The sequence below is a fragment of the Phormidium sp. FACHB-1136 genome (assembly GCF_014697375.1).
Lineage (GTDB): Bacteria > Cyanobacteriota > Cyanobacteriia > Phormidesmidales > Phormidesmidaceae > Nodosilinea.
In genome coordinates this window covers 45,748-66,259 of sequence record NZ_JACJRS010000021.1, presented here as the reverse complement: position 1 = coordinate 66,259, position 20,512 = coordinate 45,748, and the positions used below count along the sequence as shown (strand labels likewise).

Annotated in this window: 23 protein-coding genes; 12 read left to right on the top strand and 11 right to left on the bottom strand. The window is 57.4% G+C overall.

Going from position 1 to position 20,512, the window contains the following annotated elements; all coding sequences use genetic code 11:
* Both H6G62_RS08835 and H6G62_RS08830 read left to right on the top strand, forming a co-directional pair.
* Positions 1 to 333, top strand: a 333-nt coding sequence (locus H6G62_RS08835; protein ID WP_190494181.1) for a transposase, incomplete at its 5' end; no start/stop codon positions are given.
* A gap of 40 nt (positions 334 to 373) precedes the next feature.
* A complete protein-coding gene (locus H6G62_RS08830) occupies positions 374 to 880 on the top strand; it encodes a transposase (RefSeq protein WP_190494179.1) in 507 nt (168 codons plus the stop codon).
* Positions 881 to 971: 91 nt separating this feature from the next.
* On the opposite strand, the gene H6G62_RS08825 is transcribed toward H6G62_RS08830, so the two are convergent.
* The 5 genes from H6G62_RS08825 to lipA all read right to left on the bottom strand — a co-directional run bounded on the left by H6G62_RS08825 (position 972) and on the right by lipA (position 6,143).
* Positions 972 to 1,919: an ABC transporter permease gene (locus tag H6G62_RS08825; protein WP_190494177.1), complete on the bottom strand. Its 948-nt coding sequence runs from the start codon at positions 1,917 to 1,919 to the stop codon at positions 972 to 974.
* A 194-nt stretch (positions 1,920 to 2,113) separates the two neighbouring features.
* Positions 2,114 to 3,202: an ABC transporter permease gene (locus tag H6G62_RS08820; RefSeq protein ID WP_190494176.1), complete on the bottom strand. Its 1,089-nt coding sequence runs from the start codon at positions 3,200 to 3,202 to the stop codon at positions 2,114 to 2,116.
* 17 nt (positions 3,203 to 3,219) lie between these two features.
* Positions 3,220 to 4,419 carry a BMP family ABC transporter substrate-binding protein gene (locus H6G62_RS08815; protein ID WP_190494174.1) on the bottom strand — a complete coding sequence of 400 codons (1,200 nt, stop codon included), beginning with the start codon at positions 4,417 to 4,419 and terminating at the stop codon, positions 3,220 to 3,222.
* A 234-nt stretch (positions 4,420 to 4,653) separates the two neighbouring features.
* On the bottom strand, positions 4,654 to 5,190 hold the full coding sequence (locus tag H6G62_RS08810; RefSeq protein WP_190494172.1) for a CAP domain-containing protein: 537 nt from the start codon (positions 5,188 to 5,190) through the stop codon (positions 4,654 to 4,656).
* 83 nt (positions 5,191 to 5,273) lie between these two features.
* Complete coding sequence (lipA, locus tag H6G62_RS08805) at positions 5,274 to 6,143, bottom strand: lipoyl synthase (protein WP_190494170.1); 870 nt, start codon at positions 6,141 to 6,143, stop codon at positions 5,274 to 5,276.
* Between the two features lie 108 nt (positions 6,144 to 6,251).
* Between lipA and H6G62_RS08800 the strand changes: the two genes are divergently transcribed.
* The gene (locus H6G62_RS08800; protein ID WP_190494169.1) at positions 6,252 to 6,830 is read left to right on the top strand and encodes a L,D-transpeptidase; all 579 of its coding nucleotides are present in this window, start codon (positions 6,252 to 6,254) and stop codon (positions 6,828 to 6,830) included.
* Here the strand turns inward: H6G62_RS08800 and H6G62_RS08795 are convergent.
* The 3 genes from H6G62_RS08795 to H6G62_RS08785 form a co-directional block, all read right to left on the bottom strand.
* Positions 6,827 to 7,915 carry a Gfo/Idh/MocA family oxidoreductase gene (locus tag H6G62_RS08795; RefSeq protein WP_199324843.1) on the bottom strand — a complete coding sequence of 363 codons (1,089 nt, stop codon included), beginning with the start codon at positions 7,913 to 7,915 and terminating at the stop codon, positions 6,827 to 6,829. The genes H6G62_RS08800 and H6G62_RS08795 overlap by 4 nt on opposite strands.
* Before the next feature lie 366 nt (positions 7,916 to 8,281).
* The gene (locus tag H6G62_RS08790; protein ID WP_190494167.1) at positions 8,282 to 9,685 is read right to left on the bottom strand and encodes a hemolysin family protein; all 1,404 of its coding nucleotides are present in this window, start codon (positions 9,683 to 9,685) and stop codon (positions 8,282 to 8,284) included.
* A 51-nt stretch (positions 9,686 to 9,736) separates the two neighbouring features.
* A complete protein-coding gene (locus H6G62_RS08785; protein ID WP_190494165.1) occupies positions 9,737 to 9,988 on the bottom strand; it encodes a hypothetical protein in 252 nt (83 codons plus the stop codon).
* 195 nt (positions 9,989 to 10,183) lie between these two features.
* Between H6G62_RS08785 and H6G62_RS08780 the strand changes: the two genes are divergently transcribed.
* Both H6G62_RS08780 and H6G62_RS08775 read left to right on the top strand, forming a co-directional pair.
* The gene (locus tag H6G62_RS08780) at positions 10,184 to 10,402 is read left to right on the top strand and encodes a hypothetical protein (protein WP_190494162.1); all 219 of its coding nucleotides are present in this window, start codon (positions 10,184 to 10,186) and stop codon (positions 10,400 to 10,402) included.
* Positions 10,403 to 10,484: 82 nt separating this feature from the next.
* A complete protein-coding gene (locus H6G62_RS08775; RefSeq protein WP_190494160.1) occupies positions 10,485 to 10,706 on the top strand; it encodes a DUF2283 domain-containing protein in 222 nt (73 codons plus the stop codon).
* A 236-nt stretch (positions 10,707 to 10,942) separates the two neighbouring features.
* On the opposite strand, the gene H6G62_RS08770 is transcribed toward H6G62_RS08775, so the two are convergent.
* Entirely contained in the window at positions 10,943 to 11,971 is a 1,029-nt protein-coding gene (locus tag H6G62_RS08770) for a TOBE-like domain-containing protein (protein WP_190494158.1), read from the bottom strand.
* A 241-nt stretch (positions 11,972 to 12,212) separates the two neighbouring features.
* Here H6G62_RS08770 and H6G62_RS08765 point away from each other — a divergent pair, with 241 nt between their 5' ends.
* The 4 genes from H6G62_RS08765 to H6G62_RS08750 all read left to right on the top strand — a co-directional run bounded on the left by H6G62_RS08765 (position 12,213) and on the right by H6G62_RS08750 (position 15,715).
* Complete coding sequence (locus H6G62_RS08765; RefSeq protein WP_190494156.1) at positions 12,213 to 13,310, top strand: sulfate ABC transporter substrate-binding protein; 1,098 nt, start codon at positions 12,213 to 12,215, stop codon at positions 13,308 to 13,310.
* Between the two features lie 175 nt (positions 13,311 to 13,485).
* Positions 13,486 to 14,331, top strand: coding sequence for a sulfate ABC transporter permease subunit CysT (cysT, locus tag H6G62_RS08760; RefSeq protein ID WP_190494154.1), 846 nt, complete (start codon positions 13,486 to 13,488; stop codon positions 14,329 to 14,331).
* Positions 14,324 to 15,202, top strand: a complete 879-nt coding sequence (gene cysW / locus H6G62_RS08755) for a sulfate ABC transporter permease subunit CysW (protein ID WP_190494152.1) — start codon at positions 14,324 to 14,326, stop codon at positions 15,200 to 15,202. The genes cysT and cysW overlap by 8 nt, the downstream gene beginning before the upstream one ends.
* 201 nt (positions 15,203 to 15,403) lie before the next feature.
* The gene (locus H6G62_RS08750) at positions 15,404 to 15,715 is read left to right on the top strand and encodes an NIL domain-containing protein (protein WP_190494150.1); all 312 of its coding nucleotides are present in this window, start codon (positions 15,404 to 15,406) and stop codon (positions 15,713 to 15,715) included.
* A gap of 90 nt (positions 15,716 to 15,805) precedes the next feature.
* Here the strand turns inward: H6G62_RS08750 and H6G62_RS08745 are convergent, their stop codons facing one another.
* Entirely contained in the window at positions 15,806 to 16,978 is a 1,173-nt protein-coding gene (locus tag H6G62_RS08745) for a pyridoxal phosphate-dependent aminotransferase (RefSeq protein ID WP_190494148.1), read from the bottom strand.
* A gap of 265 nt (positions 16,979 to 17,243) precedes the next feature.
* On the opposite strand from H6G62_RS08745, the gene H6G62_RS08740 reads away from it, so the two are divergent.
* Positions 17,244 to 17,555: a hypothetical protein gene (locus H6G62_RS08740; RefSeq protein WP_190494146.1), complete on the top strand. Its 312-nt coding sequence runs from the start codon at positions 17,244 to 17,246 to the stop codon at positions 17,553 to 17,555.
* Between the two features lie 106 nt (positions 17,556 to 17,661).
* Positions 17,662 to 18,600, top strand: a complete 939-nt coding sequence (gene hetR, locus H6G62_RS08735; RefSeq protein ID WP_190494144.1) for a heterocyst differentiation master regulator HetR — start codon at positions 17,662 to 17,664, stop codon at positions 18,598 to 18,600.
* 60 nt (positions 18,601 to 18,660) lie between these two features.
* Here the strand turns inward: hetR and H6G62_RS08730 are convergent, their stop codons facing one another.
* A complete protein-coding gene (locus tag H6G62_RS08730; RefSeq protein ID WP_190494142.1) occupies positions 18,661 to 19,278 on the bottom strand; it encodes an Npun_F5749 family FMN-dependent PPOX-type flavoprotein in 618 nt (205 codons plus the stop codon).
* Between the two features lie 135 nt (positions 19,279 to 19,413).
* Between H6G62_RS08730 and H6G62_RS08725 the strand changes: the two genes are divergently transcribed.
* Positions 19,414 to 20,508, top strand: coding sequence for a calcium/sodium antiporter (locus tag H6G62_RS08725; protein WP_190494140.1), 1,095 nt, complete (start codon positions 19,414 to 19,416; stop codon positions 20,506 to 20,508).
* Positions 20,509 to 20,512 lie beyond the last annotated feature (4 nt).

Below are 20,512 nucleotides of genomic sequence, written 5' to 3'. Positions count from 1 at the left end.
CTCTTGGCACGGATGGCGGGCTGGGTAACGGTGCAGTACCTGGTTCTGGATGGTCACTTTGGCAACAACAAGGCCCTCTGCATGGTGCGTCAGCATCCGTTGTATCTAATTTCTAAGTTACGCGCTGACTCGGCCTTGCATCAGCCTTATACCGGAGCCCATCCCCAGGGCAAGTATGGCGCGAAGCTCGACTACCAGGCCTTGCCCGCCGACGGGTTGATCCAGCAGACCACCACCCGTCAGCGCGAGGGCACGATTCAAACGAATTGGGGTAGTCCTATTTCGTACAGGCTAGAGAATAATCAGGCGACCCTAGAGACCTTACGGCAGTAGATTGCTGTTTTTGGCTGTTTTTTCTCTGACCCGTAGATTAATGCACTACCCGAATTGGTACCATGGCACCGCTGTCCATGCGCAATTCGCTCACCCCCTCAATGTCGTCATCCTCGAAAAAATCAACCTCCGCACCCAAGCCAGGGCCCATGTCATTCTCTTCAGCAGCGACTTAACCTTGGCTGCTACCGACCTCGTGCACTATTACCGCTTGCGCTTTCAGATTGAATTTAATTTCCGCGATGCCAAGCAATTCTGGGGTCTCGAGGACTTCATGAGCGTCAAGCCCATCCCCGTGACCAATGCCGCCAATCTCGCCTTCTTTATGGTTAGCCTTTCCCATACCCTCCTCAAAATCCTGCCCCTCTCCCAGACCGAGGCCTCTATCCTCGATCTCAAAGCCTACGCTCGCGGCTACCGCTATGTCACCGAACTCATCGATCTCCTTCCGCAAAAACCCACACCCAGTTTCTGGACGCAAGCCCTCAACCGCTTCGCCAACTTAGGGCGTATTCATCCCGCGCCTAGCCACCCTAACTCTGCCTAATCTGGCGAAGGTATTGTGAAGGAGAAGGGGATTAAGGATGGGGCCAAGACGGGACGCTTTATTCATTGGATTACTCTTAGCCTGCCTAGCGTTAGTCTTCCTGGCCCAGGGCTCCGGGGGCTCCGGCTAGGGTTTGCTTGGGAGAGCAGGTGAGAATCATAATTGCCAGGGTCAAAATGTAGGGAGCGGCATTGAACAGGTAGTAGTAGGCATCAATGCCGACGGATTGGAATGCAGGGCCGAGGGCTTGGGCACCACCAAACAGCAGCGACGCCCACAGACATTGCCAGGGCTGCCAGCGAGCGAAAATCACCAGGGCCACCGCCATCAAGCCTTGGCCGCTGGAGATGCGCTCCGTCCACACCCCAGGGAAGTAGAGGGACAGGGACGCGCCACCGATGCCCGCCAAAAAGCTGCCCATCACAATGCTGGCCATCCGTACCTTAAAAATCGAAATCCCCATCGCTTTAGCCGCTTCGGGGCTATCGCCCACCGCCCGCACATACAGCCCCCAGCGGGTGGACTTGAAAAACCAGCTCATCAGCGGCACTACCGCCACCCCCAGCAAAAACAGCGGGCTAATTTGCAGGGCCGACTGCACCTGGGGAATACTGCTCCAATTTCCGGCCCCTAGGGTGGGCAACTGGGGCGCTTGGGGCTGAATGAAGGGCTTGCCCAGGAAATTGGCCAATCCGCCGCCAAAGATAATCATGGCGATGCCCGTGGCCACATCGTTCACCCTGGGTTGCTGGGAAAGCCAGCCGTGGATGGCCCCCAGTCCCATTCCGGCCAGCCCCGCCACCAACACCCCCAGCCATGGGGACAGGACAGGGCCAACGGTGCCGGAAGTGAGGTAAGAAACGGCGTAGGCGCTCATGGCCCCCATCAGTAGGGTGCCCTCTAGGCCCAGGTTAATCTTGCCGCTTTTTTCAGTCAGACATTCCCCCAAACTGACAAACAGGAACGGTACGCTGCCCCGCAGGGTACCGGCCAAAATGCCCAGGGGAACCCCCCACCAACCCAACGCTTCTGCCGCCATAGATAAACCTCTTGAGGATGGAACAATAGGACTGGTTGCAAGATGAGTGGATCCCCCCTAGCCCCCCTTGAGCAGGGGGGAACTGGACTCAAACCGCCCCTTACTTCCTTACTGAAGGATGGATCGAATTCAAAGTCTCCCTTTCCAAGGAGGATTTAGGGGGATCCCCAGGGTGTAGCGAATAGCGACAAGCCCTACGCCGAAACGCTGGGGCTGGGGGCAATTCGATCTGGACGATCTTGGAAAATGGGGAAGCGCCCGTAGAGGGAATCGCTGAACAGCACACAGAGAAAAACGATGCCTTGGAACACCATCACCGTGGCATCGGGCAGGCCGTGGGAGCGCTGCAAAATGCCACCGCTGGCCAAAATACCCCCCAGCAGCACCGACACCAGCACCATCGCCAGGGGATTATGGCGCGACACAAAGGCCACCAAAATCCCGGCATAGCCGTAGTTGGAGACGATGGACTCGTTCAGCCGCCGCTGCACCGCCGCAATTTCTACCATGCCCGCCAATCCGGCGCAGGAACCACCCAAAAAGCAGATGGCCAAGGTGAGCTTGCCCACGGGCAACCCGGCCATGCGGGCAGCGCGGACATTGCCTCCGGCGGTGCGGGCGGCAAAGCCAAAGGTAGTGCGCTGCATCAGCACGTAAGCCAGGATGCAGGCAATGACGCCATAGATCAGACCATAGTGAATGCGGGTGGTGGGTAGGTTGCCCAGCCAAGCCGTCTGAACAATCTCGAAGCTGGAGGGCTTGGAGACAAAACTAGGATCCCGCATCGGCCCCTGGACTAGGTGGTTGAGGAGGGCGATGGCGATGTAGTTCATCAACAAACTGCTGATAGTTTCGTTGACGCCGCGATAGTGCCGCAGGGCACCGACGGCCATAATCCACAGCCCCCCAGCCAAAATCGCCGCCAGGGCCATGATTACTAGTACCAGAAATCCCGGCATAGCTGTACCCAGCCACAACCCAGTCAGGGTTGCGGCGAGGGCACCCATTACCAAGGCTCCCTCATTGCCAATCACCACCAGGCCCAAGCGGGCGGGCAGGGCGGTACAGAGGGCCGTCAACATCAACGGCGAGGCCCGCAGCAGGGTATTCTGCCAAGCACTCCAACTGCCAAAGGCCGCTCGAAAGATAGATCCGTACACCTGAAAGGGGTTGGCTCCGGCCAGGGCGCAGAAGATCCCAAAGATCATCAGCGCCACCAGCACCGCTGCCGCTGGAATGACGACGGCTTCGAGGGAACGCCGCCAGGGTTGGGTAGAAATCATAGGTTTAGATGCCTCGCCTAGCTGACGGAACCGTTGACGCCTTCGATCAGGTAGTCCATCTTTTCGAGCTCGATGTCCTCAATGGAGAAGCCCTTGTCGGCGGGCAGAATTTCCTTACCGTCGTTGGTGTTGAGGGGGCCGTTATAGATGATCAAATCGCCACTTTTCACTCCAGCCATGGCGGCATCACCAGCCGTTTGGGCTTCGGCGGTCACGGCTTCGCCGTAGGGGGAGAGCTTACAGAAATTGTCCGCTAGGCCACCCCGCAGAATGTGGGGAATATCCCCAGCCATCAGGGTTTTGCCCTCCATGAACTGCTGCCCCAGAGAGGTGTAAATACTCGACCAATCCCACTCGGCCCCGGTGAGGTAGCCCTTGGGAGCCAGGGGGCCTTGGTTGGCATGGTAGCCGGAGGAGAAAATGCCCCGACGTTCGGCGGTTTCAATCACCACCTTGGGGCTGTCTACGTGGCAGGTGATCACGTCAATGCCCTGGTCGGCCATGCTGTTGGTGGCTTCGGCCTCCTTCACCGGAGACGCCCAGTCCCCCGTAAAGATCACCTGGGTGGTGGCCTCTGGGTTCACGGAACGCGCCCCCAGGGTAAAGCTGTTGATGTTGCGGAGCACCTGGGGAATGGGCTTCGCCGCCACAAAGCCGAGGCGACCCGATTTGGACATATGCCCTGCCACCACGCCCGCGACGTACTGGGCTTCGTCGATATAGCCGAAGTAGCTCCCCACGTTATTGGGGTGGACGCCATCCTGGTACAGCCCTCCGGCATGGAAGAACTGCACGTCGGGGAACTCCTGCGCTAGGGCCAGAATGTGGGGATCGAAGTAGCCGAAGGAGGTGGGGAACAGCACCTTGGCCCCGTCAATTTCGATCATGCTGCGCATGGCCTCGGCCACGGCGGTGGTTTCAGGGACGCTGGCCTCTTCCACCAAGCGAATACCGGGCACGTTCGCCGCCATCGCCGCTGCCCCCTCGGCGTGGGCTTGGTTATAGCCAAAGTCATCCTTGGGGCCAACGTAGATAAACCCCACCACCAGTTCCTCAATGGGGGCACTGCCTTCTCCGGTGGCTCCGGCTTCTCCAGTAGTGGGAGGCTGGGCGCAACTGGTACCAAACTTAGCGGTGAGGCCAAAGGCCGAGGTGGCCAACAGACCACGCACCACTTGGCGACGGGACAAGGGCAAAGGACGACGGCGATCAATCATGGCGGGGCATCTCTCAGGGATGGAACGGGAGCAGATGGAACAACAAACGACAAAACCACAAAAAAACTCAGGGGAACAACGTCTCACCTGCGTTCCTTAAGAATTGGTAAATTCCTAGGGGTTAGTTGTATCAAGGACCACTTTTTGACCCTTTTGCCTGAGATTTTCTAGGCGTGGCGGGGTAGCAACATCCTTCCATTCCCCGAATTTCTTGTCCTCCCATGGATCTGGTGCCTAGCGAGGTTTGGCAAACACCTGCACCCAGTAGGGGCGTCCGCCACCCTCGGCATAGCCCACCCCAAGCTCCTGAAAGTTGGGATTGAGGATATTGCGACGGTGCCCCGCACTGTTCATCCAGGATCGCATCACCGCTTCGGGGCTGGTTTGGCCCATGGCCACGTTTTCGCCAATGGCCATCCAGCCGTAGCCTGTGGCATCAATGCGCGAACGCATCGTAGACCCATCGGAACCCTGATGGCTAAGGTTGCGGGTTGCGGCCATATCTTCGGCGTGGCGCTGGGCGGCGGTGGCCAGTTTGTCATTCAGGCGCAGGGGGGCAACTCCAGCTCGCTGGCGTTCGGCATTCACCAAGGTCAGCAGGGAATCGGGAATCGAAGTCTCCGCTTGGGCCAAGGTGAGGCGGGCGGGGCGGGGCTGACCTGGATTGGCCTGCACTGGGCTAACCCCGGCAAACCCGACGAAACAGCCCGCTATCAACACCAACGCCAATCGGTTCAGCCATCCTGACCGCTGCGATAGATAAGTCCCCATGGGTTATCTCCTTTTGTCCTAGAGTCCTTTTGTCCTAAAGCGTTATCAACGGAACTTCAGTTTCGTGAGAATTGAGTGAGGCGTTAGCGAGGATATTGGGCCATTAGCCGCTGCACTTCCCCAGCGTGGTAGGAACTGCGGGTGAGGGGAGAGGACACCACCTGCAAAAAGCCCTTGGCTTCACCCACGTCGCGCCAGGTATTGAACTGGTCGGGGGTAACGAACTCCACCACGGGCAGGTGCTTGGGGCTAGGTTGCAGATATTGACCCAGGGTAAGAATGTCGCAATCCACCGCCCGCAGGTCGTCCATCACCTGCTGCACTTCGGCGTCGGTTTCCCCTAGGCCCGCCATCAGGCCGGATTTGGTATACACCGAGGGGGCTAGTTCACGGGTGCGGCGCAGCAGTTCTAAAGACCGCTGGTAGTCGCCCTGGGGCCGGACCCGACGATAGAGGCGGGGCACGGTTTCGGTGTTGTGGTTTAGGACTTCGGGCTTTGCGGCCAGAAGGGTGTCCAGGGCGTTCCAGTTGCCGCACAGGTCAGGGATCAGCACCTCAATGGTGGTCTTGGGCGACTCTCGCCGCACCGCCTCAATGCAGGCCACAAACTGACTGGCCCCGCCATCGGCCAAATCGTCCCGGTTCACGGAGGTAATCACCACATGGCTGAGGCCCATCCGCCGCACCGATTCCGCCAGCCGCAGCGGCTCCGTCGGATCCAACGCCTGGGGCTTCTTTTCAAAGTCAATGTCGCAGTAGGGGCAGGCGCGGGTGCAGGCTGGCCCCATCATCAAAAACGTGGCCGTTCCCGCCTGAAAGCACTCGCCAATGTTGGGGCAGGAGGCCTCTTCGCATACGGTATTGAGGCCGAGGTCTTGCAGAATCGCCTTCACGGCCCCCACCCGCTCCCATTGGGGAGCCTTTACCCGTAACCAGTCTGGTTTTACCGCCACAGTCTTAACCCTACGCGTACTCGGACATTCATCATAGCAAGCTGCCGATTCCTTCGCTGAGGGATCGGGGTATCCTAGACACAGGTACGGGTATGGGTTTAGGGCTCGATGGAAAAGCCATCTCCGGTACGTCGGTGTAGCATCTTGGTCTGCTATGGAGCCGCTGGGCTGCTGGCGGCGGGGGCATGGCGCGATTATTACTACCCCAACGGCTGGCATCCCGATGCCGCCTTTCAACCCATGCGGATCCATCGTTTGATGCCGCCCCTGCTCCAGGCTCCAGAGGGGCTGCTGACGGCCAACACTCGGATTGAAATATCGTTGCAAGCCCGCGAAATTCGGCTTTACCAAAACGATCAGGTGATTCTGCAAGCTTCGGTGGCGGTGGGTCAAGACGATTGGCAAACCCCCATGGGCGAGTTTGCGGTGCGCGATATGCGCGTCAACCCTGTGTGGCGGCACCCCATCACCCAGGAACCCGTTGGGCCTGGGCCAAGCAATCCCCTCGGTTCCCGCTGGATTGGCTTTTGGGTCGAGGGCGAATACCACATCGGCATCCACGGCACCAACCAGGAAAACCTGATCGGCGAAGCGGTCTCCCATGGCTGTGTGCGAATGCTAGAAAAGGATATCCAATCCCTCTACAGCCATATTCAATTGGGTACACCTGTGATTGTGAAACCCTAGGCCGAAACGCCCACTTCGACCTCCGCCGTTGCGCTATTCACAACAACGCCATTCATCACTGGATTGTTGACGGTAGCGCCGTTCATGGACTGCCAGGGCTTACCATCCAGGGCCATTTGCTCAATCATGCTGGCCAAGCGCAGGGCTTTGAGCGCCTGTTCGCCACCGACAGAGGGCTGTTCGCCGCCGCGCACGCAGTTGATGAAATGTTCTAACTCGGCGTGGAGGGGTTCAATGTTGCTGGTGTAGACCTTTTCAATCAGGCCATCCTGACGGTAGAGCACCTGCCCGTAGTCGCTGGAGCAATCGGCGGTGGTTTGGCGATGGATCAAAATCTCGTTGTTGAGGAAATCCGCCTCGGTGAGGGAGTTTTTGCAGTGGGCCATGATGGTGCGAATCTTGCGATGGGTCACCTTGCTGGCGATGAGGGTGGCTACAATGCCGTTGCTAAAGCCCAGGGTGGCGGTGACATAGTCTAGATAGTCAGAATGGGCCACACGTCCCCCGCTGGCGGTGAGGGTTGAGACCTCAGAGTTGGCCAGTTCCAGCAACAGGTCGATGTCGTGGATCATCAGATCCAGCACCACCGAGACATCGTTGGCCCGCTGGGCATAGGGGCTCATACGACGGGCTTCTAGGGCCAGCAGGGACTCGGTTTTGAGAACTTTATGGAGTTCTTGGAAGGCGGGGTTGAAACGCTCGATGTGGCCCACCTGCAAAATGCAGTTGGTTTCGGCGGCAGCGTTGACCAGGGATTCAGCCTCGGCAATGCTGGCGGCAATGGGCTTTTCAATCAGCACATGCACCCCCGCCTGGAGACAGGCCATCCCGACCGTGTGGTGCAGCCGGGTGGGCACCGCCACACACACCGCATCCACATGCTGAATGAGATCGTGGTAGTCCTCAAAAAAACGCACCCGATACTTGCCAGCGGTATCCAGCCCCCGCTCCACATTCACATCGGAAATACCAACCAGTTCGACATCCTTAAAACGGCTGAGCACGCGGGTATGGTGTTGGCCCATGTTGCCCACACCAATAACACCAACACGAATCGGATCCGGTAGATTGCGGGGTAAAGTCATAGCTAGGGCAGGGGTTAGGTTTGGTTGAGCCGTCCTAGACCGTGGGGCCAGGGAACCAGAAACCCAGCGCCACCGTGGGCGGAGGGGATACGGAGGATGGAATCGTGTGGGAGGATGGAGTTGGGTGGGCCGGGGCGAAATCATCCAGATACTATCACAATGCTTCAACTCGTGAAGATTGATAACGAAATCCGAAAATACTCTGGATAGAGGAAGTGCTATGGAGTAGCCCTTAGGTGATCGGATAAATCACCGAACATAGCCCGTGCCTACCCCTACCTCGGCCCTGGTTGCCCCTAGCCTAGGGAATGGGGTAACTAACGGGGACGATGATGTGTCAGTTTATGGGCTGGATCCTGGGGCAAGTCACTCCACCGGATCGGCGGTGGGGGAGAGGATCGAATCGAGGCTGCGCACAAGGATCTCCTCTAGCCTTGGCCCTTGGGTGGAGAGGATGCGCCATTCCCGCCCTGCGTAGACTAGGCTTTCCCCTTCGCGAGGAATTTTCTGCATTTGATAGATTAAAAAGCCGCCTAGGGTTTGGTAATCGTCGCTGTAGGGCAACTCTAGCCCCAGAAGCTGATTGACATCATAGAGATCGGCCTGGGCCTTCACCCGGTAGGACTGATCATCAAGGCGCTGCACCAGGGCATCCTCGCCCTCCTCCGGGGGATGCACATCGCCGATAATCTCCGTGGTCAAATCCCGCAGGGTGAGCAATCCAGCGGTGCCGCCAAACTCATCTACCACCATCACCAGTTCCTGTCCAGTGCGCTGCATGGTGGCCAAAATTTCGTGGAGGGGGGTGTATTCCGGCACAAACCGAGCGGGCTTGATCCAGGGCTGGAGGGGGGTGTCGGGGGTGATGGTCTGCTGGGCGAGGGGCTGGAGCAAGTGCTTCAGATCCACCATGCCCTGGATGTCGTCGAGAGAATCGCCCATGACCGGGTAGCGGGCGTGTTCTGTGGTGGCCATGGCCTCTAGGAGATCGCCAAAGCAGGCCGATAGGGGCAGGGCGTGAATTTGGGTGCGGGGGATCATAATTTCCCCGGCGGTCACATCCCGAAATTCAAACACGTTATTCAACAATTCCCGCTCTTCCGCTTCCAGGCCGGGGGTTTCGGTGGTGGTGCGGATGATCAACTGCAACTCCTCCGGCGTCAGGCGACTATAGCCAAACTGGTCGCTATACTCAATTCGCACCAGCCGCAGCAAGCGCCGGGTCGATTGGTTCAAAATCCAAATGAAGGGATTAAACAGGCGGGCAATGGTGAGGCTAGGTGGCCCTAAAAATCTTGCCAGTTGCTCTGGATAGAGCATTGCCACGGATTTTGGGCAGAGTTCCCCCAGCACAATTTGCAAGTAGGCGACCCCAAAGAAAGCAATGGGAATCGCAAGGGTGTGGGCCAGAGCTTCCCCTTGTCCTGGGCTCAGGGGCGTTTGGGCCAAGCCGTAGGCCACAATTACCGCCATGGTGCCTTCGCCAATCCAGCCTAGGGCCAAACTGGAGAGGGTGATACCAAGCTGGGTGGTGGAGAGCAAGCGACCCAAACTGCGCTGAAGCTGCTGCACGGTTTTGGCCTGCACATCTCCTTGGGCCACCAGTTGGCTAATGCGAGATCGCCGCACCGATACAATCGAAAACTCAGCGGCGACAAAAAAGGCATTGATGCCAATCAGCAGTAGTACCGCCATCAGTCGAGACAGCACAGCGGCCATGGGCAAGGTGTCGGGAATCACCAGGTTGAAGCGTAGGAGGGAAAGGTGCATAGGGTGACAGCGCCCCAGGGTACCCCGCCATAGGGGGCATCGCCCGCTGGCTTACTGAACGCCACCATTAATCCGGGCCTTCACCTGCTCCAAAATGTCAGCCTCCTTGGCAAAGACCACTTCACCGGGGCTGTTGGTATTCCCCTCCCGGCTGACGGGGGTGCCACTGGTGGGTCGCGCATCGGGCTGGCGAATCCCGGTCAGGGCTTGACGCCCCAGGGTAAACCCCCAGGACGCACTGACCACGCCAGCCCCCATCATGAGCGACAATAAAATGAGTGTAAACGCAACGGCGGGGTTCATAGGGTGTCTCGTTGGGAGAACGGATGCAGCGGTTTAGTCTAACCTAGCCCACCACTCAGTGGCCCGGTTAGGATGCCTATTTTAGCAACATCTTATCGGTCGAGAACGCCCCTGGCCGGACAAAGGGAAATCGCCCACCGGGGAAAGGGCGACTCATCTGGCGCTAATCTGAAGACAGCGCACGAGGAATCAACCATGGGTATTGAACGGCGGATGTCGCGGGCCATGTTTGCCCAGACGGAGGTGGTAGAACTGCGGCAGATGTGCTTTACCCCAGGGCGGATGTTTGAGCCAGGGAAATACATCGCCGGAGATCTCCCCGATATTGCCTTCGAGATGGGGCTGGTGGAAACGCTGCCCCCGGTGCGCGGCCCCAGCGAAGAGCGTGATCCCCAGGCTAACCCCCCAGCCTAGGGCAAGATGATTTGCCAAGGAAAGGCCGTATGATGAAGGGCGGTGATTCAATCGCTGTCACACCTAGCGGGCCAATCTCCCCATGAAGATTACCTACGATCCAGAACGCGACATTTTGCAAATTGCCTTCAGCAGCGGCGACATTGACGAAACGGCCCGTCTTTCGCCCAACCTCATCCTCGACTACGACGACGACGGCCATGTGGTGGGGATGGAAATTCGGCAGGCTTCCCAGCGGGTGGAAAGCCCGATGACGGTGTGTTTCACCGTTGGCCCAGCCAATATGGATAAGCCACCGATTTGACCAGCTATTTATTGAATGACCGAAACACCGACTTCATCGAATAAGCTAACTCACCAAATGAGGGGGCGTCATTAACATATCCTCAACCAGGACGATAGACGGCTAGGGGTGCGACCACCTGCCCTCCCCAAAGGAGTAGCACAATGACAGAATTAGCCTTTTCCAGCGGCAGGGGAAGGGATGCCACTAAGCAAGGGATTAGATCCAGAAAGGGAACTTCGAGATAGACTACCACCTTAAGCCACGCGCCCATAGCTGGTGGACGGCTCGAAACTGCGCACCTGCTTAGCCTGGAGGTAAACGGCCTGCCCAGGCTGAAGATCGAGCTGGTGGTATTGTTCGCGGTTGATGTGGGCGGTGAGGGGGTGGCCGTTGTCTAGGGTGAGTTCGACCCGCAGCGTCCAGCCCAGATGAATGATGTGGTTTACCGTGGCCCCCAGACTACCGCTTTGGGGCGTGGCAAAAATCTCGATATCGTGGGGGCGCAAAAATACCTCGCCGTGGCTGGGCACATCGTGGTGCAGCGCCTTCCATGTGGGGTCGGGGGAGAGCACGTTGACGGCCCCAACGAAGCTCATCACAAAGGGGGTGGCGGGGTTTTCGTAGACCTCCGCCGGAGAACCCACCTGTTCAACCCGCCCATGGTTCATCACCACAATGTCGTCGGCAATTTCCATCGCCTCCTCCTGGTCGTGGGTGACGAAAACCGTAGTGACGTGAACCTCATTGTGCAGACGCCGCAGCCAGTCCCGCAGATCCTTGCGCACCTTGGCATCTAGCGCCCCAAAGGGTTCATCCAGCAACAACACCTGGGGTTCGATGGCCAAGGCCCTGGCTAGGGCCACCCGCTGCCGTTGCCCCCCGGATAGCTGGGCCGGATAGCGATCCCCAAAGCCCGTGAGCTGCACCAGTTCCAGCAGGGTATTGACCCGATGTTTGATCCGTTCCTTGGGCCACTTTTGCAACTCTAGGGCAAAGGCAATGTTGCGCCGCACGGTCAGGTGTTTGAACAGCGCATAGTGCTGAAACACAAAGCCCACATTGCGATCCTGCACGGTTTTGTGGGTGGCGTCCTGGGCCGAGAGGTAGATGCGGCCTGTATCCGGCTGCTCTAGCCCCGCAATCACCCGCAACAGAGTAGATTTGCCTGACCCCGATGGCCCCAGCAGCGCCACCAAAGAACCACTCTTCACCTCCAAGCTCACCGGATGGAGGGCTTGGAAATCCCCAAATCGCTTGGACACTTGCTCAACCTGAATACCCATAGTGCGGCCTCAAAACCTAGAAAAGAGCCTACCCCGTGCGAGATTTCTAACCGATCCAGGCGGCTCTAGCTCGACGGGGCTAACTCAGCGTAGTTTCAAAACCACGTCCATGTCAATTCAGAAAAATTCTGGCTTGAATTTCAAATGTTTTGAGATACAAATTCAGTCAGGTTGTGCTACAGTCTCTCCAAGGAAATCCTCGGTAATCCCATCGAGATACCGTAGTTTTTGGAGAGTGATCATGACTAAGCCGTCTTTCCCCCTTGGGGGTCGTGTTCTGTCGCGCCGTTCGGTTGTGTTGTTTGCCGCTGGGTTGGGGATGGCGGGTGTGATTGCGGCTTGCGGTGCGCCCAGTTCCCCCAATGCCGCTTCTGACACGGGAACCTCTGCAACCTCCACCACGGGGGAAAAAGTAGAACTTACGCTGGTGTCCTACGCTGTCACCCAGGCGGCCTACGAGCAAATCATTCCGAAGTTTGCCGAGCAATGGAAAGCCCAAACCGGGCAGGAAGTCACGTTCAACCAAAGCTATGGCGGGTCGGGTTCCCAAACCCGCGCCGTGCTGGATGGCCTAGAGGCTGATGTGGTAGCCCTGGCCCTAGCGGGGGATACCAAAAAGCTGGAGGCGGGTGGCCTGATTGAACCCGGTTGGGAGAACGAAGCCCCGAACAACGCCATTGTGCATAAGTCGGTGGCAGTGCTCGTCACCCGCGAGGGCAACCCCAAAAACATCCAGGGCTGGGACGATCTCGCCCGCAACGACGTGGCTGTGGTAACGGCTAATCCCAAAACATCGGGTGGGGCCAAGTGGAATTTCCTGGGAGCCTGGGGGTTTAAGACGCAAACGGGGAGCGATGACGCTGCCGCCCTAGACTTTGTTAGCCGCATTTACCAAAACGTGCCCGTGCTACCCAAGGATGCACGGGAGTCCACCGATGTATTTTTCACCCGTGGCCAGGGCGATGTGCTGATTAACTACGAAAACGAGGTGCTGCTAGCGGCCCAAAAGGGCGAAATTTTGCCCTACATCGTCCCTGATGTGAACATTTCCATCGACAATCCCGTTGCCGTAGTGGATGCCAATGTGGACAAACACGGCACCCGTGAGGTGGCCGAAGCCTTTGTGGAGTTTCTGTTTACGCCAACGGCCCAGGAGGAATTTGCCAAGGTGGGCTTTCGGCCCGTGGATCCGACGGTGAGCGAAAAGTTTGCCGACCAATTTCCCAAAGTTACCACCCTGTTTACCATCGCCGACCTCGGTGGCTGGGACGCCATTGATCAGAAATTCTTCGCCGATGGGGCCATTTTTGACCAAATTCAAGCCAAAGTCGGCCAGTAGAGAGGCGCTGTAGCCTGACTTTCGCACGTACAGATTGGGGGATCCCCCTAAATCCTCCTTAAAAAGGGGGACTTTGACTCCAAACGGGAGACTTTGACTCCGGTTCCCCCCTTACCAAGGGGGGCTAGGGGGGATCTCCCACTACCTGGCCTATCCACATCGCTTTTTACAACCCATGACTCCCTCCCCGCCACTATCTCCATCCAACCTTTGGCACCAGTTTCGCCATGCCTCTTGGCCCTGGCGCATCACCTGGCTGTATCTGACACTGCTGCTGTTTTTGCCGATGGCGGCCCTATTGCTCCAAGCCCTAACCCTCAACCCAGCGGAGATCTGGCGCATTGCCACCGATCCCGTGGCCCTCTCAACCTATCGCGTCACCTTTGTCACCGCCCTAGTGGCGGGGCTGATCAACGGCGTAGCGGGGTTGATTATCGCCTGGGTGCTGGTGCGCTACGAGTTTCCCGGTCAGCGATTTTTAGACGCCATCATTGACCTCCCCTTTGCCCTACCCACAGCGGTGGCAGGTCTCACCCTCTCCACCATCTACAGCACCAACGGCTGGATTGGCGGCTTCCTCGAACCCTTTGGCATCAAGGTTTCCTTCACCCGATTGGGGGTGCTGGTGGCGATGATCTTCATTTCGTTGCCTTTTGTGGTGCGCACGGTGCAGCCCGTCCTGCAAGATTTGGAAGCCGAGGCCGAAGAAGCTGCTTGGTCGATGGGGGCCTCGCCGTGGCAAACCTTTTGGCGCGTGATTTTGCCGCCGCTGATGCCCGCTATTCTCACCGGGGTAGCGATGGGCTTTTCGCGGGCAGTAGGGGAATACGGATCGGTGGTGATTATTGCCGGAAATATTCCCTTTCAAGACCTGATTGCACCCGTGTTGATTATTCAACGCCTAGAACAGTTTGACTATGCCGGGGCAACGGTCATTGGTTCTGTACTGCTGTTGATTTCCCTGGGGATTTTGTTGGTGATTAATTTAATTCAAGCGCGAGGCCGACGATTCTATGACTAACGATTCTCTAAATCTTCAACTAACGGAAACTCAAGCTCGATCTAAACCTTCTAGAGATGGGTTCCCGTGGGCCAAGGGATGGCTCATTGCCTTCGTGTTTGGCTACTTAGCCCTCGTCCTCTTAATCCCAGCCCTCAACGTATTTATCCAAGCCCTTAAAGGGGGATGGCCGAGTTTAGTAGATACCTTTACCAGCCAGCACTTCCTAAATGCGGTGAGGCTCACCATCATTACAACCGCCATTACCGTACCGCTCAACACGATTTTTGGGCTTTGTGCGGCCATCTCCCTGGCTAATAAAAACTTTCCAGGACGCGCCCTACTGATTAGCATTATTGATTTGCCCTTCTCTATTTCTCCGGTCGTTGCAGGTCTGATGCTGGTACTGTTGTTTGGCAACCGGGGATGGTTTGGGCCAATACTGTATGCTCAGGGTATCAAGGTTATCTTTGCTCTTCCTGGCATTGTGATGGCGACCATCTTTGTCACCATGCCTTTTATTGCCCGCGAAATTCTCCCCGCCCTCGAAGAGGCTGGCACCGAGCAAGAAGAGGCCGCTGCTACCCTAGGGGCAACACCCTGGCAAACCTTTTGGCGGGTCACCCTACCCTCCATTAAGTGGAGTCTTCTGTATGGCTTGATCCTCTGTAATGCGAGGGCTATGGGCGAATTTGGGGCCGTGGCGGTGGTGTCTGGCAACATTGCAGGCAAAACCCAAACCCTGCCTTTGTTCATTGAAGAAGCTCACATTCAATACAATTCACAGGCTGCCTATACCGCTGCGTTGCTCTTGGCTGGGTTGGCTGTTGTCACCCTAGTGCTGAAATTTTTGTTGGAACGTTATGCCGGAGTACAGTACAAAGCTCATTAATGCGTTTAGGAATAGGTTTAGGACTGATTGACTGACCAAACTTGACAGAATTCAGATTCACTAAAGGGTCAGGAGACCTGACCCCTACATTACCCTAATGCTGTAGAGGGGCGGTTGCCGCACCTGGTTCAGCATCTCTTGTCTGTCAGACAGGATCTAGAGTTTGAAAAGTTTTTCCCTACCTGTTTAAGGAGGCCAACCATGGCGTTAGTTTCTCCAGACTATAGTCTCAATGCCCTACAGCTTCAGGCCCCAGAGAGCCTGGTACAAATTCAGGTTAAGGTTCGCATTCCCAAAGATCGTCACCCCGATCCGGTTATTTCTAATTTGATTAATCGCTATGGCCTCAAAGTGAACATTCTTGGCGCACTGCTAGGGGCCAATGGCCAAGAGGACGGCTGGTTTGACCTCGCCATTGAAGGTCGCGCTGCCACCCTACACGAAGCGCTGCTGGATCTGGTGGAACTCGATGCCGATCTCTGGTTCAATACCGAGGCCAACGATGGCGCGTAATCCCTTTTGACAGTGGCCAATAGATACCAAATACGATGCCTTGCGGTGCAAGTCCGGTATTAACTCAATCCCACCGACGAGAACTAGCCTTTATAACCCACCCACGAACTGGGCGAGACGATCCATACCTTCTAGGATGGTGTCCATGTCGGTGGCGTAGGAGAGGCGGATGGTGCCCTCGGCCCCAAAGGCAATGCCGGGAATGGCGGCGACGTATTTTTCGTCAATCAGGCGGGTACAGAACGCTAGGGAAGGAATGCCGAGGGACTGGATATCAATATAGAGATAGAAGGCTCCTTCCGGTTCGCCACAGCTTAACCCTGGAATTTGGCGGCAGCGCTCGATAATCACCTGGCGACGTTCGGCAAAGGCCTTGCCCATCATCTCGATGCAGTCCTGAGGGCCTTCTAGGGCGGCGATGGCCCCATACTGGGCAAAGGTGCAGACGTTGGAGGTGCTGTGGCTTTGGATGGTGCTGACGGCCTGGATCAGGGGTTCTGGCCCCGCCAAGTAGCCCAGCCGCCATCCGGTCATGGAATAGCCCTTGGCAAAGCCATTACTAATAATCGTGCGCTCAAAGGCGGCGGCGGAAACGGCCCCAATACTGAGGTGGGTGGCTCCGTTGTAGAGAATTTTTTCGTAGATTTCGTCCGACACCACCCAAATATCCGCTTCCACCACCACGTCAGCGAGGGCGGCAATTTCGGCAGGAGAATACACCATCCCCGTGGGGTTGGAGGGCGAGTTGAGGACAAACAGCTTGGTTTTTGGGGTGATGGCCTGCCGCAGTTGATCGGGGGTGATGCGGTAGTTTTGCTCGGCGGTGGTGGGGACGATCACCGGAGTGCCGCCCGCCAACTGCACCATTTCGGGATAGCTGACCCAGTAGGGGGCGGGAATAATCACCTCGTCGCCCTCCTCAATCAGGGCCATGATCAGCCCGTAGAGAGAGTGCTTGCCGCCATTGGTGACGATGACATTTTCTGGGCCGTAGCAGAGATTGTTGTCCCGTTGCAGCTTATTGGCAATGGCCTGACGCAGGGCGGGCTCTCCGGCGGCGGGGCCGTAGCGGGTTTTGCCTTGGTCGAGGGCGGCCTTGGCGGCGGCTTTGATGTGGTCGGGGGTGTCAAAGTCGGGTTCCCCGGCGCTAAAACTGCACACCGGCAAGCCATCGGCTTTCATGGCCTTTGCCTTAGCCGCAATGGCGAGGGTCATGGAGGGGGTAACGCGCGTTACACGGCTGGCAAGGGCAAGCGAGGGCATGGCCACAGCAGTAGATAAACCAATATTCCACTTAGGGTAGATCGTTCTGGCTATTTCTACCGCCTTTTTTCCTGACATTTCCCCCCTGGGGTGGGATTAGGGGCGCAATCACTCCCCCATACGGCGAAATAAGGGCCGTTATTCAGCGACACGGTTCGCTTCAGCCCCAGACCGCAATTTCAGCGAATTCACGGATCAAGAGTTGTCCTGACCGGGGTGACTTCTGCTCGTAACTAGGACTAGAAGCGCTAAGAAATCAATTGCTATGAACTCTTTCTCCCCTTGGCCCGTTCGGATTGGCTTGGCTAGTGTTACGGCTTTGACCCTGGGGGTGTCTTGGATCCCTGAATTCCCGACCCTGGCGGGGCAGGACATGGCCCCTACCCTGTCTGCCCAGGAAGATGACCGGGGTAGTGGTCGCCTGCGGCAGCGAACCCTGAACTACAAGATTAGTTTTCGCGGCAGTGGCCGGATTAATCCCAATTCGGATCGGCCTACCCCGCCCCAGAATAAAGCCACCTTCACCGCTTACCGTGGCAGTGGCCGGATTAACCCCCTTGATCCAGCTCGCGCCTAACCTCATCCAAGGCGTTTACCCTACCTAAGAACAGGCTAAACTGCCTGAGAGGGGCTGTGCTGCTTACTGGTCTCTCCATTCACCGTCCTCCGCGCCTCCATAGCCCATGGCTGATTCCGTTCCGCAACCGGCCCTAACCTTTCCGGCCACCCATGATGATGAATTAATTCGTCGGCTCAGCCCCAGCGCCATTGATCAAATTTTGTTATACCTGGCCTTCAGCGCCATGCGTACCGGGGGGCACCGCCACGGCGCTTTTTTAGATGCCGCCGCCACCGCCGCCAAGTGCGCCATCTATACCACCTACCTCGAACAGGGCGAGAACCTGCGGATGACCGGACATCTGCACCACATCGAGCCCAAGCGGGTCAAGGCGATTGTGGAGGAAATTCGGCAGGCGTTGGCGGAGGGCAAACTGCTGAAACTCCTCGGATCCCAAGAGCCCCGCTACCTGATTCAGTTTCCCTATATGTGGTTGCGCCGCTATCCTTGGCATCCAGGGCAGTCGCAGGTGTCGGGCACGTCCCTATCTGCCGAAGAAAAGACTAGTCTCACGAATAAACTCCCCCCGAATACCCCCGACGCCAAAATTATCAACTCCTTCCAGTTCCTAGAGTTGATCGAAATTCTGCACGAAAAGTCCCAGGAGGATTTGCCCCAGAATCACCGAGTCGGCCTCAGCGAAGCTCTGGGGGAACACATTCGGCGACGGCTGATCTATTCGGGTACCGTCCTCCGCCTCGACACCCACTGCGGATCCTCCTACTATGCCCTAGCGCGGAGTTCCTACTCCCCCGCCGATTCTGAGGAGCGCATGTACGCCATGATCGAAGATACGGCCCAGTATTTTCGGATGATGCGCGAGTGGGCCAGCCATCGCCCCGACACCATGCGCGTGCTAGAGGAACTGGACATTGCCGCTGAAGATTTAGATCAGGCGTTCAAGGATCTCGATGAAGTGATTCGAGCCTGGGCGGATAAATACCACCATCCAGGCGGCGAACCGATTTTGCTGCAAATGGCAGTGGGACATTACTTGAAATAACCGAACTTGAAATAACCGATTTGAATGCGCAGGCCACCCGTCAAGGTGCCTGACCCCTGCTTAGGGATTCACCGCCATCACCTGCCACCCACCATCGGACTGTCGTTGATACTGGGTGCGCGTTTGTGGATTCCCCCGCAGTTCCAAGTGATCGACCCAGTCGGGCTGGAGTAGAACCAGGCCAAAGGTGGGGGGTGGGGTAGACACAGCTACGGCCTCGGCGGGGATTGCAAAGGCGGTATCCTCGGCCCGGAGATCACCGGGGGGAGGCCAATAAAAGGACTGGCGACTGGCGGCAGAAAGGGCTTCCCAGCGGTGTTGACGGGCTTGGATCAGGCCCCAATGGACAGTGTCGGCGGTGACGAGGGTGATGGCCCCCGCAAGGCGAAACTGCTCGCGGGTTTGGGTAAAATACCAGCACAGTTCTCCCCAGGCTCCTGGGCTGAGATCCGCCACCTTGGCACTGCGGGTATCGGTGACAAACATCAGAGTATTGCTGCCATCGTAGAAGCCGCGAAACACTACCGTGCGGTTGCTAGGGCGACCATCGGCTAGGGTGGCCAGTTGCACGTAACGGCTGTGGGGCTGGCTGCGGTTGCGATGCAGGGCTCTCCCTAGGGGACTGCGCCAAGGGGCTAAGGGGTCAGGCCCAACAACGGTAGTTCCAAAATCAGACATACTAGAGGTTAGGTCGAAGGCAACATTCAGCGTGCCAGGGGATCATCCTAGCCTAGGGGTATCCTAGGCGGTATGGTGCGTCCCAATGACCCATTCCCCTTCTCGGTTACCTGTTGACCAAGTGAGACTGCATCCATGATCGTTGCTATTCTGTTGCTTATTGTTGGGGGCGGGCTGTTGCTCGTAGGCGCTGAGGCTCTTGTGAAGGGGGCGTCCCGCCTAGCCGCCTTGGTCGGTATTTCCCCGCTCATCATCGGCCTAACGGTGGTAGCCTATGGCACCAGTGCTCCGGAAATGGCAGTCAGCATTCAATCCAGCCTAGCGGGACAGGGAGACATCGCCCTGGGTAACGTGATCGGCAGCAATATCTTCAATGTTTTGGTGATTTTGGGCCTGTCATCCCTTGTGGCTCCGCTGGTGGTGGCGCAGCAGCTGATCCGTCTGGATGTGCCGATTATGATTGGGGTTTCGGGCCTCCTGCTTCTCTTTTCCCTCGATCATCAACTGCAATCTTCTGACGGTATCATCCTACTCGTTGGTGGCGTTGTTTATACGCTGTTTTTGGTTTACCTCAGTCGCAAAGAAAGCAATGCTGAGGTGCAGGCCGAGTACGACCAGGAATACGGCCTCAAGGAACAGCCTCGGCTGGGGTGGCTGATTAACCTCGGCTGGATGGCGCTGGGCCTCGCGACCCTGGTGCTGGGGTCGCGCCTGTTCATCAACGGAGCCGTATCCATTGCCACGGCGTTTGGGGTCAGCCAGTTGGTGATCGGCCTCACCATCGTGGCGGCGGGCACGTCCCTTCCCGAACTCGCGACCTCGGTGGTGGCGACCATGCGGGGAGAGCGCGACATTGCCGTAGGCAACGTAGTGGGTAGCAACATCTTTAACATTCTGGTGGTGTTGGGAGTCACCTCCCTCGTCTCAAGCGGTGGGGTGGCCATTCCCGATGCTGTCCTCCATTTTGACCTGCCCGTCATGGTGGCGGTAGCCATGGCCTGTATTCCCATTTTTGCCACAGGTAACGTCATTTCCCGCTGGGAAGGGGTGCTCTTTAGCAGCTACTACGTCGCCTATGCCGCCTACCTGATCCTACGGGCGGCAGATCACGCTCACCTGGGACTGTTCAGCCAAATCATGCTGCTGTTTGTGATTCCCATTACGGTCATCACCCTGGCCACCGTGCTGCTGCGCACCTGGCCCAAGAAACCCTCCTCTGACCAACCCTAACCCC

Excerpts from the sequence above, each read along its gene's own strand:
- cysT (WP_190494154.1), top strand. The coding sequence starts at position 13,486 with ATGACTCCCTCCCCGCCACTATCTCCATCCAACCTTTGGCACCAGTTT.
- H6G62_RS08830 (WP_190494179.1), top strand. The coding sequence starts at position 374 with ATGCACTACCCGAATTGGTACCATGGCACCGCTGTCCATGCGCAATTC.
- H6G62_RS08795 (WP_199324843.1), bottom strand. The coding sequence starts at position 7,915 with ATGACTTTACCCCGCAATCTACCGGATCCGATTCGTGTTGGTGTTATT.
- H6G62_RS08790 (WP_190494167.1), bottom strand. The coding sequence starts at position 9,685 with ATGCACCTTTCCCTCCTACGCTTCAACCTGGTGATTCCCGACACCTTG.
- hetR (WP_190494144.1), top strand. The coding sequence starts at position 17,662 with ATGGCTGATTCCGTTCCGCAACCGGCCCTAACCTTTCCGGCCACCCAT.
- H6G62_RS08750 (WP_190494150.1), top strand. The coding sequence starts at position 15,404 with ATGGCGTTAGTTTCTCCAGACTATAGTCTCAATGCCCTACAGCTTCAG.
- H6G62_RS08775 (WP_190494160.1), top strand. The coding sequence starts at position 10,485 with ATGAAGATTACCTACGATCCAGAACGCGACATTTTGCAAATTGCCTTC.
- H6G62_RS08780 (WP_190494162.1), top strand. The coding sequence starts at position 10,184 with ATGGGTATTGAACGGCGGATGTCGCGGGCCATGTTTGCCCAGACGGAG.
- H6G62_RS08800 (WP_190494169.1), top strand. The coding sequence starts at position 6,252 with ATGGAAAAGCCATCTCCGGTACGTCGGTGTAGCATCTTGGTCTGCTAT.
- cysW (WP_190494152.1), top strand. The coding sequence starts at position 14,324 with ATGACTAACGATTCTCTAAATCTTCAACTAACGGAAACTCAAGCTCGA.
- H6G62_RS08810 (WP_190494172.1), bottom strand. The coding sequence starts at position 5,190 with ATGGGGACTTATCTATCGCAGCGGTCAGGATGGCTGAACCGATTGGCG.
- H6G62_RS08770 (WP_190494158.1), bottom strand. The coding sequence starts at position 11,971 with ATGGGTATTCAGGTTGAGCAAGTGTCCAAGCGATTTGGGGATTTCCAA.
- H6G62_RS08765 (WP_190494156.1), top strand. The coding sequence starts at position 12,213 with ATGACTAAGCCGTCTTTCCCCCTTGGGGGTCGTGTTCTGTCGCGCCGT.
- H6G62_RS08785 (WP_190494165.1), bottom strand. The coding sequence starts at position 9,988 with ATGAACCCCGCCGTTGCGTTTACACTCATTTTATTGTCGCTCATGATG.
- H6G62_RS08725 (WP_190494140.1), top strand. The coding sequence starts at position 19,414 with ATGATCGTTGCTATTCTGTTGCTTATTGTTGGGGGCGGGCTGTTGCTC.
- H6G62_RS08740 (WP_190494146.1), top strand. The coding sequence starts at position 17,244 with ATGAACTCTTTCTCCCCTTGGCCCGTTCGGATTGGCTTGGCTAGTGTT.
- H6G62_RS08820 (WP_190494176.1), bottom strand. The coding sequence starts at position 3,202 with ATGATTTCTACCCAACCCTGGCGGCGTTCCCTCGAAGCCGTCGTCATT.
- H6G62_RS08730 (WP_190494142.1), bottom strand. The coding sequence starts at position 19,278 with ATGTCTGATTTTGGAACTACCGTTGTTGGGCCTGACCCCTTAGCCCCT.
- H6G62_RS08815 (WP_190494174.1), bottom strand. The coding sequence starts at position 4,419 with ATGATTGATCGCCGTCGTCCTTTGCCCTTGTCCCGTCGCCAAGTGGTG.
- H6G62_RS08745 (WP_190494148.1), bottom strand. The coding sequence starts at position 16,978 with ATGCCCTCGCTTGCCCTTGCCAGCCGTGTAACGCGCGTTACCCCCTCC.
- H6G62_RS08825 (WP_190494177.1), bottom strand. The coding sequence starts at position 1,919 with ATGGCGGCAGAAGCGTTGGGTTGGTGGGGGGTTCCCCTGGGCATTTTG.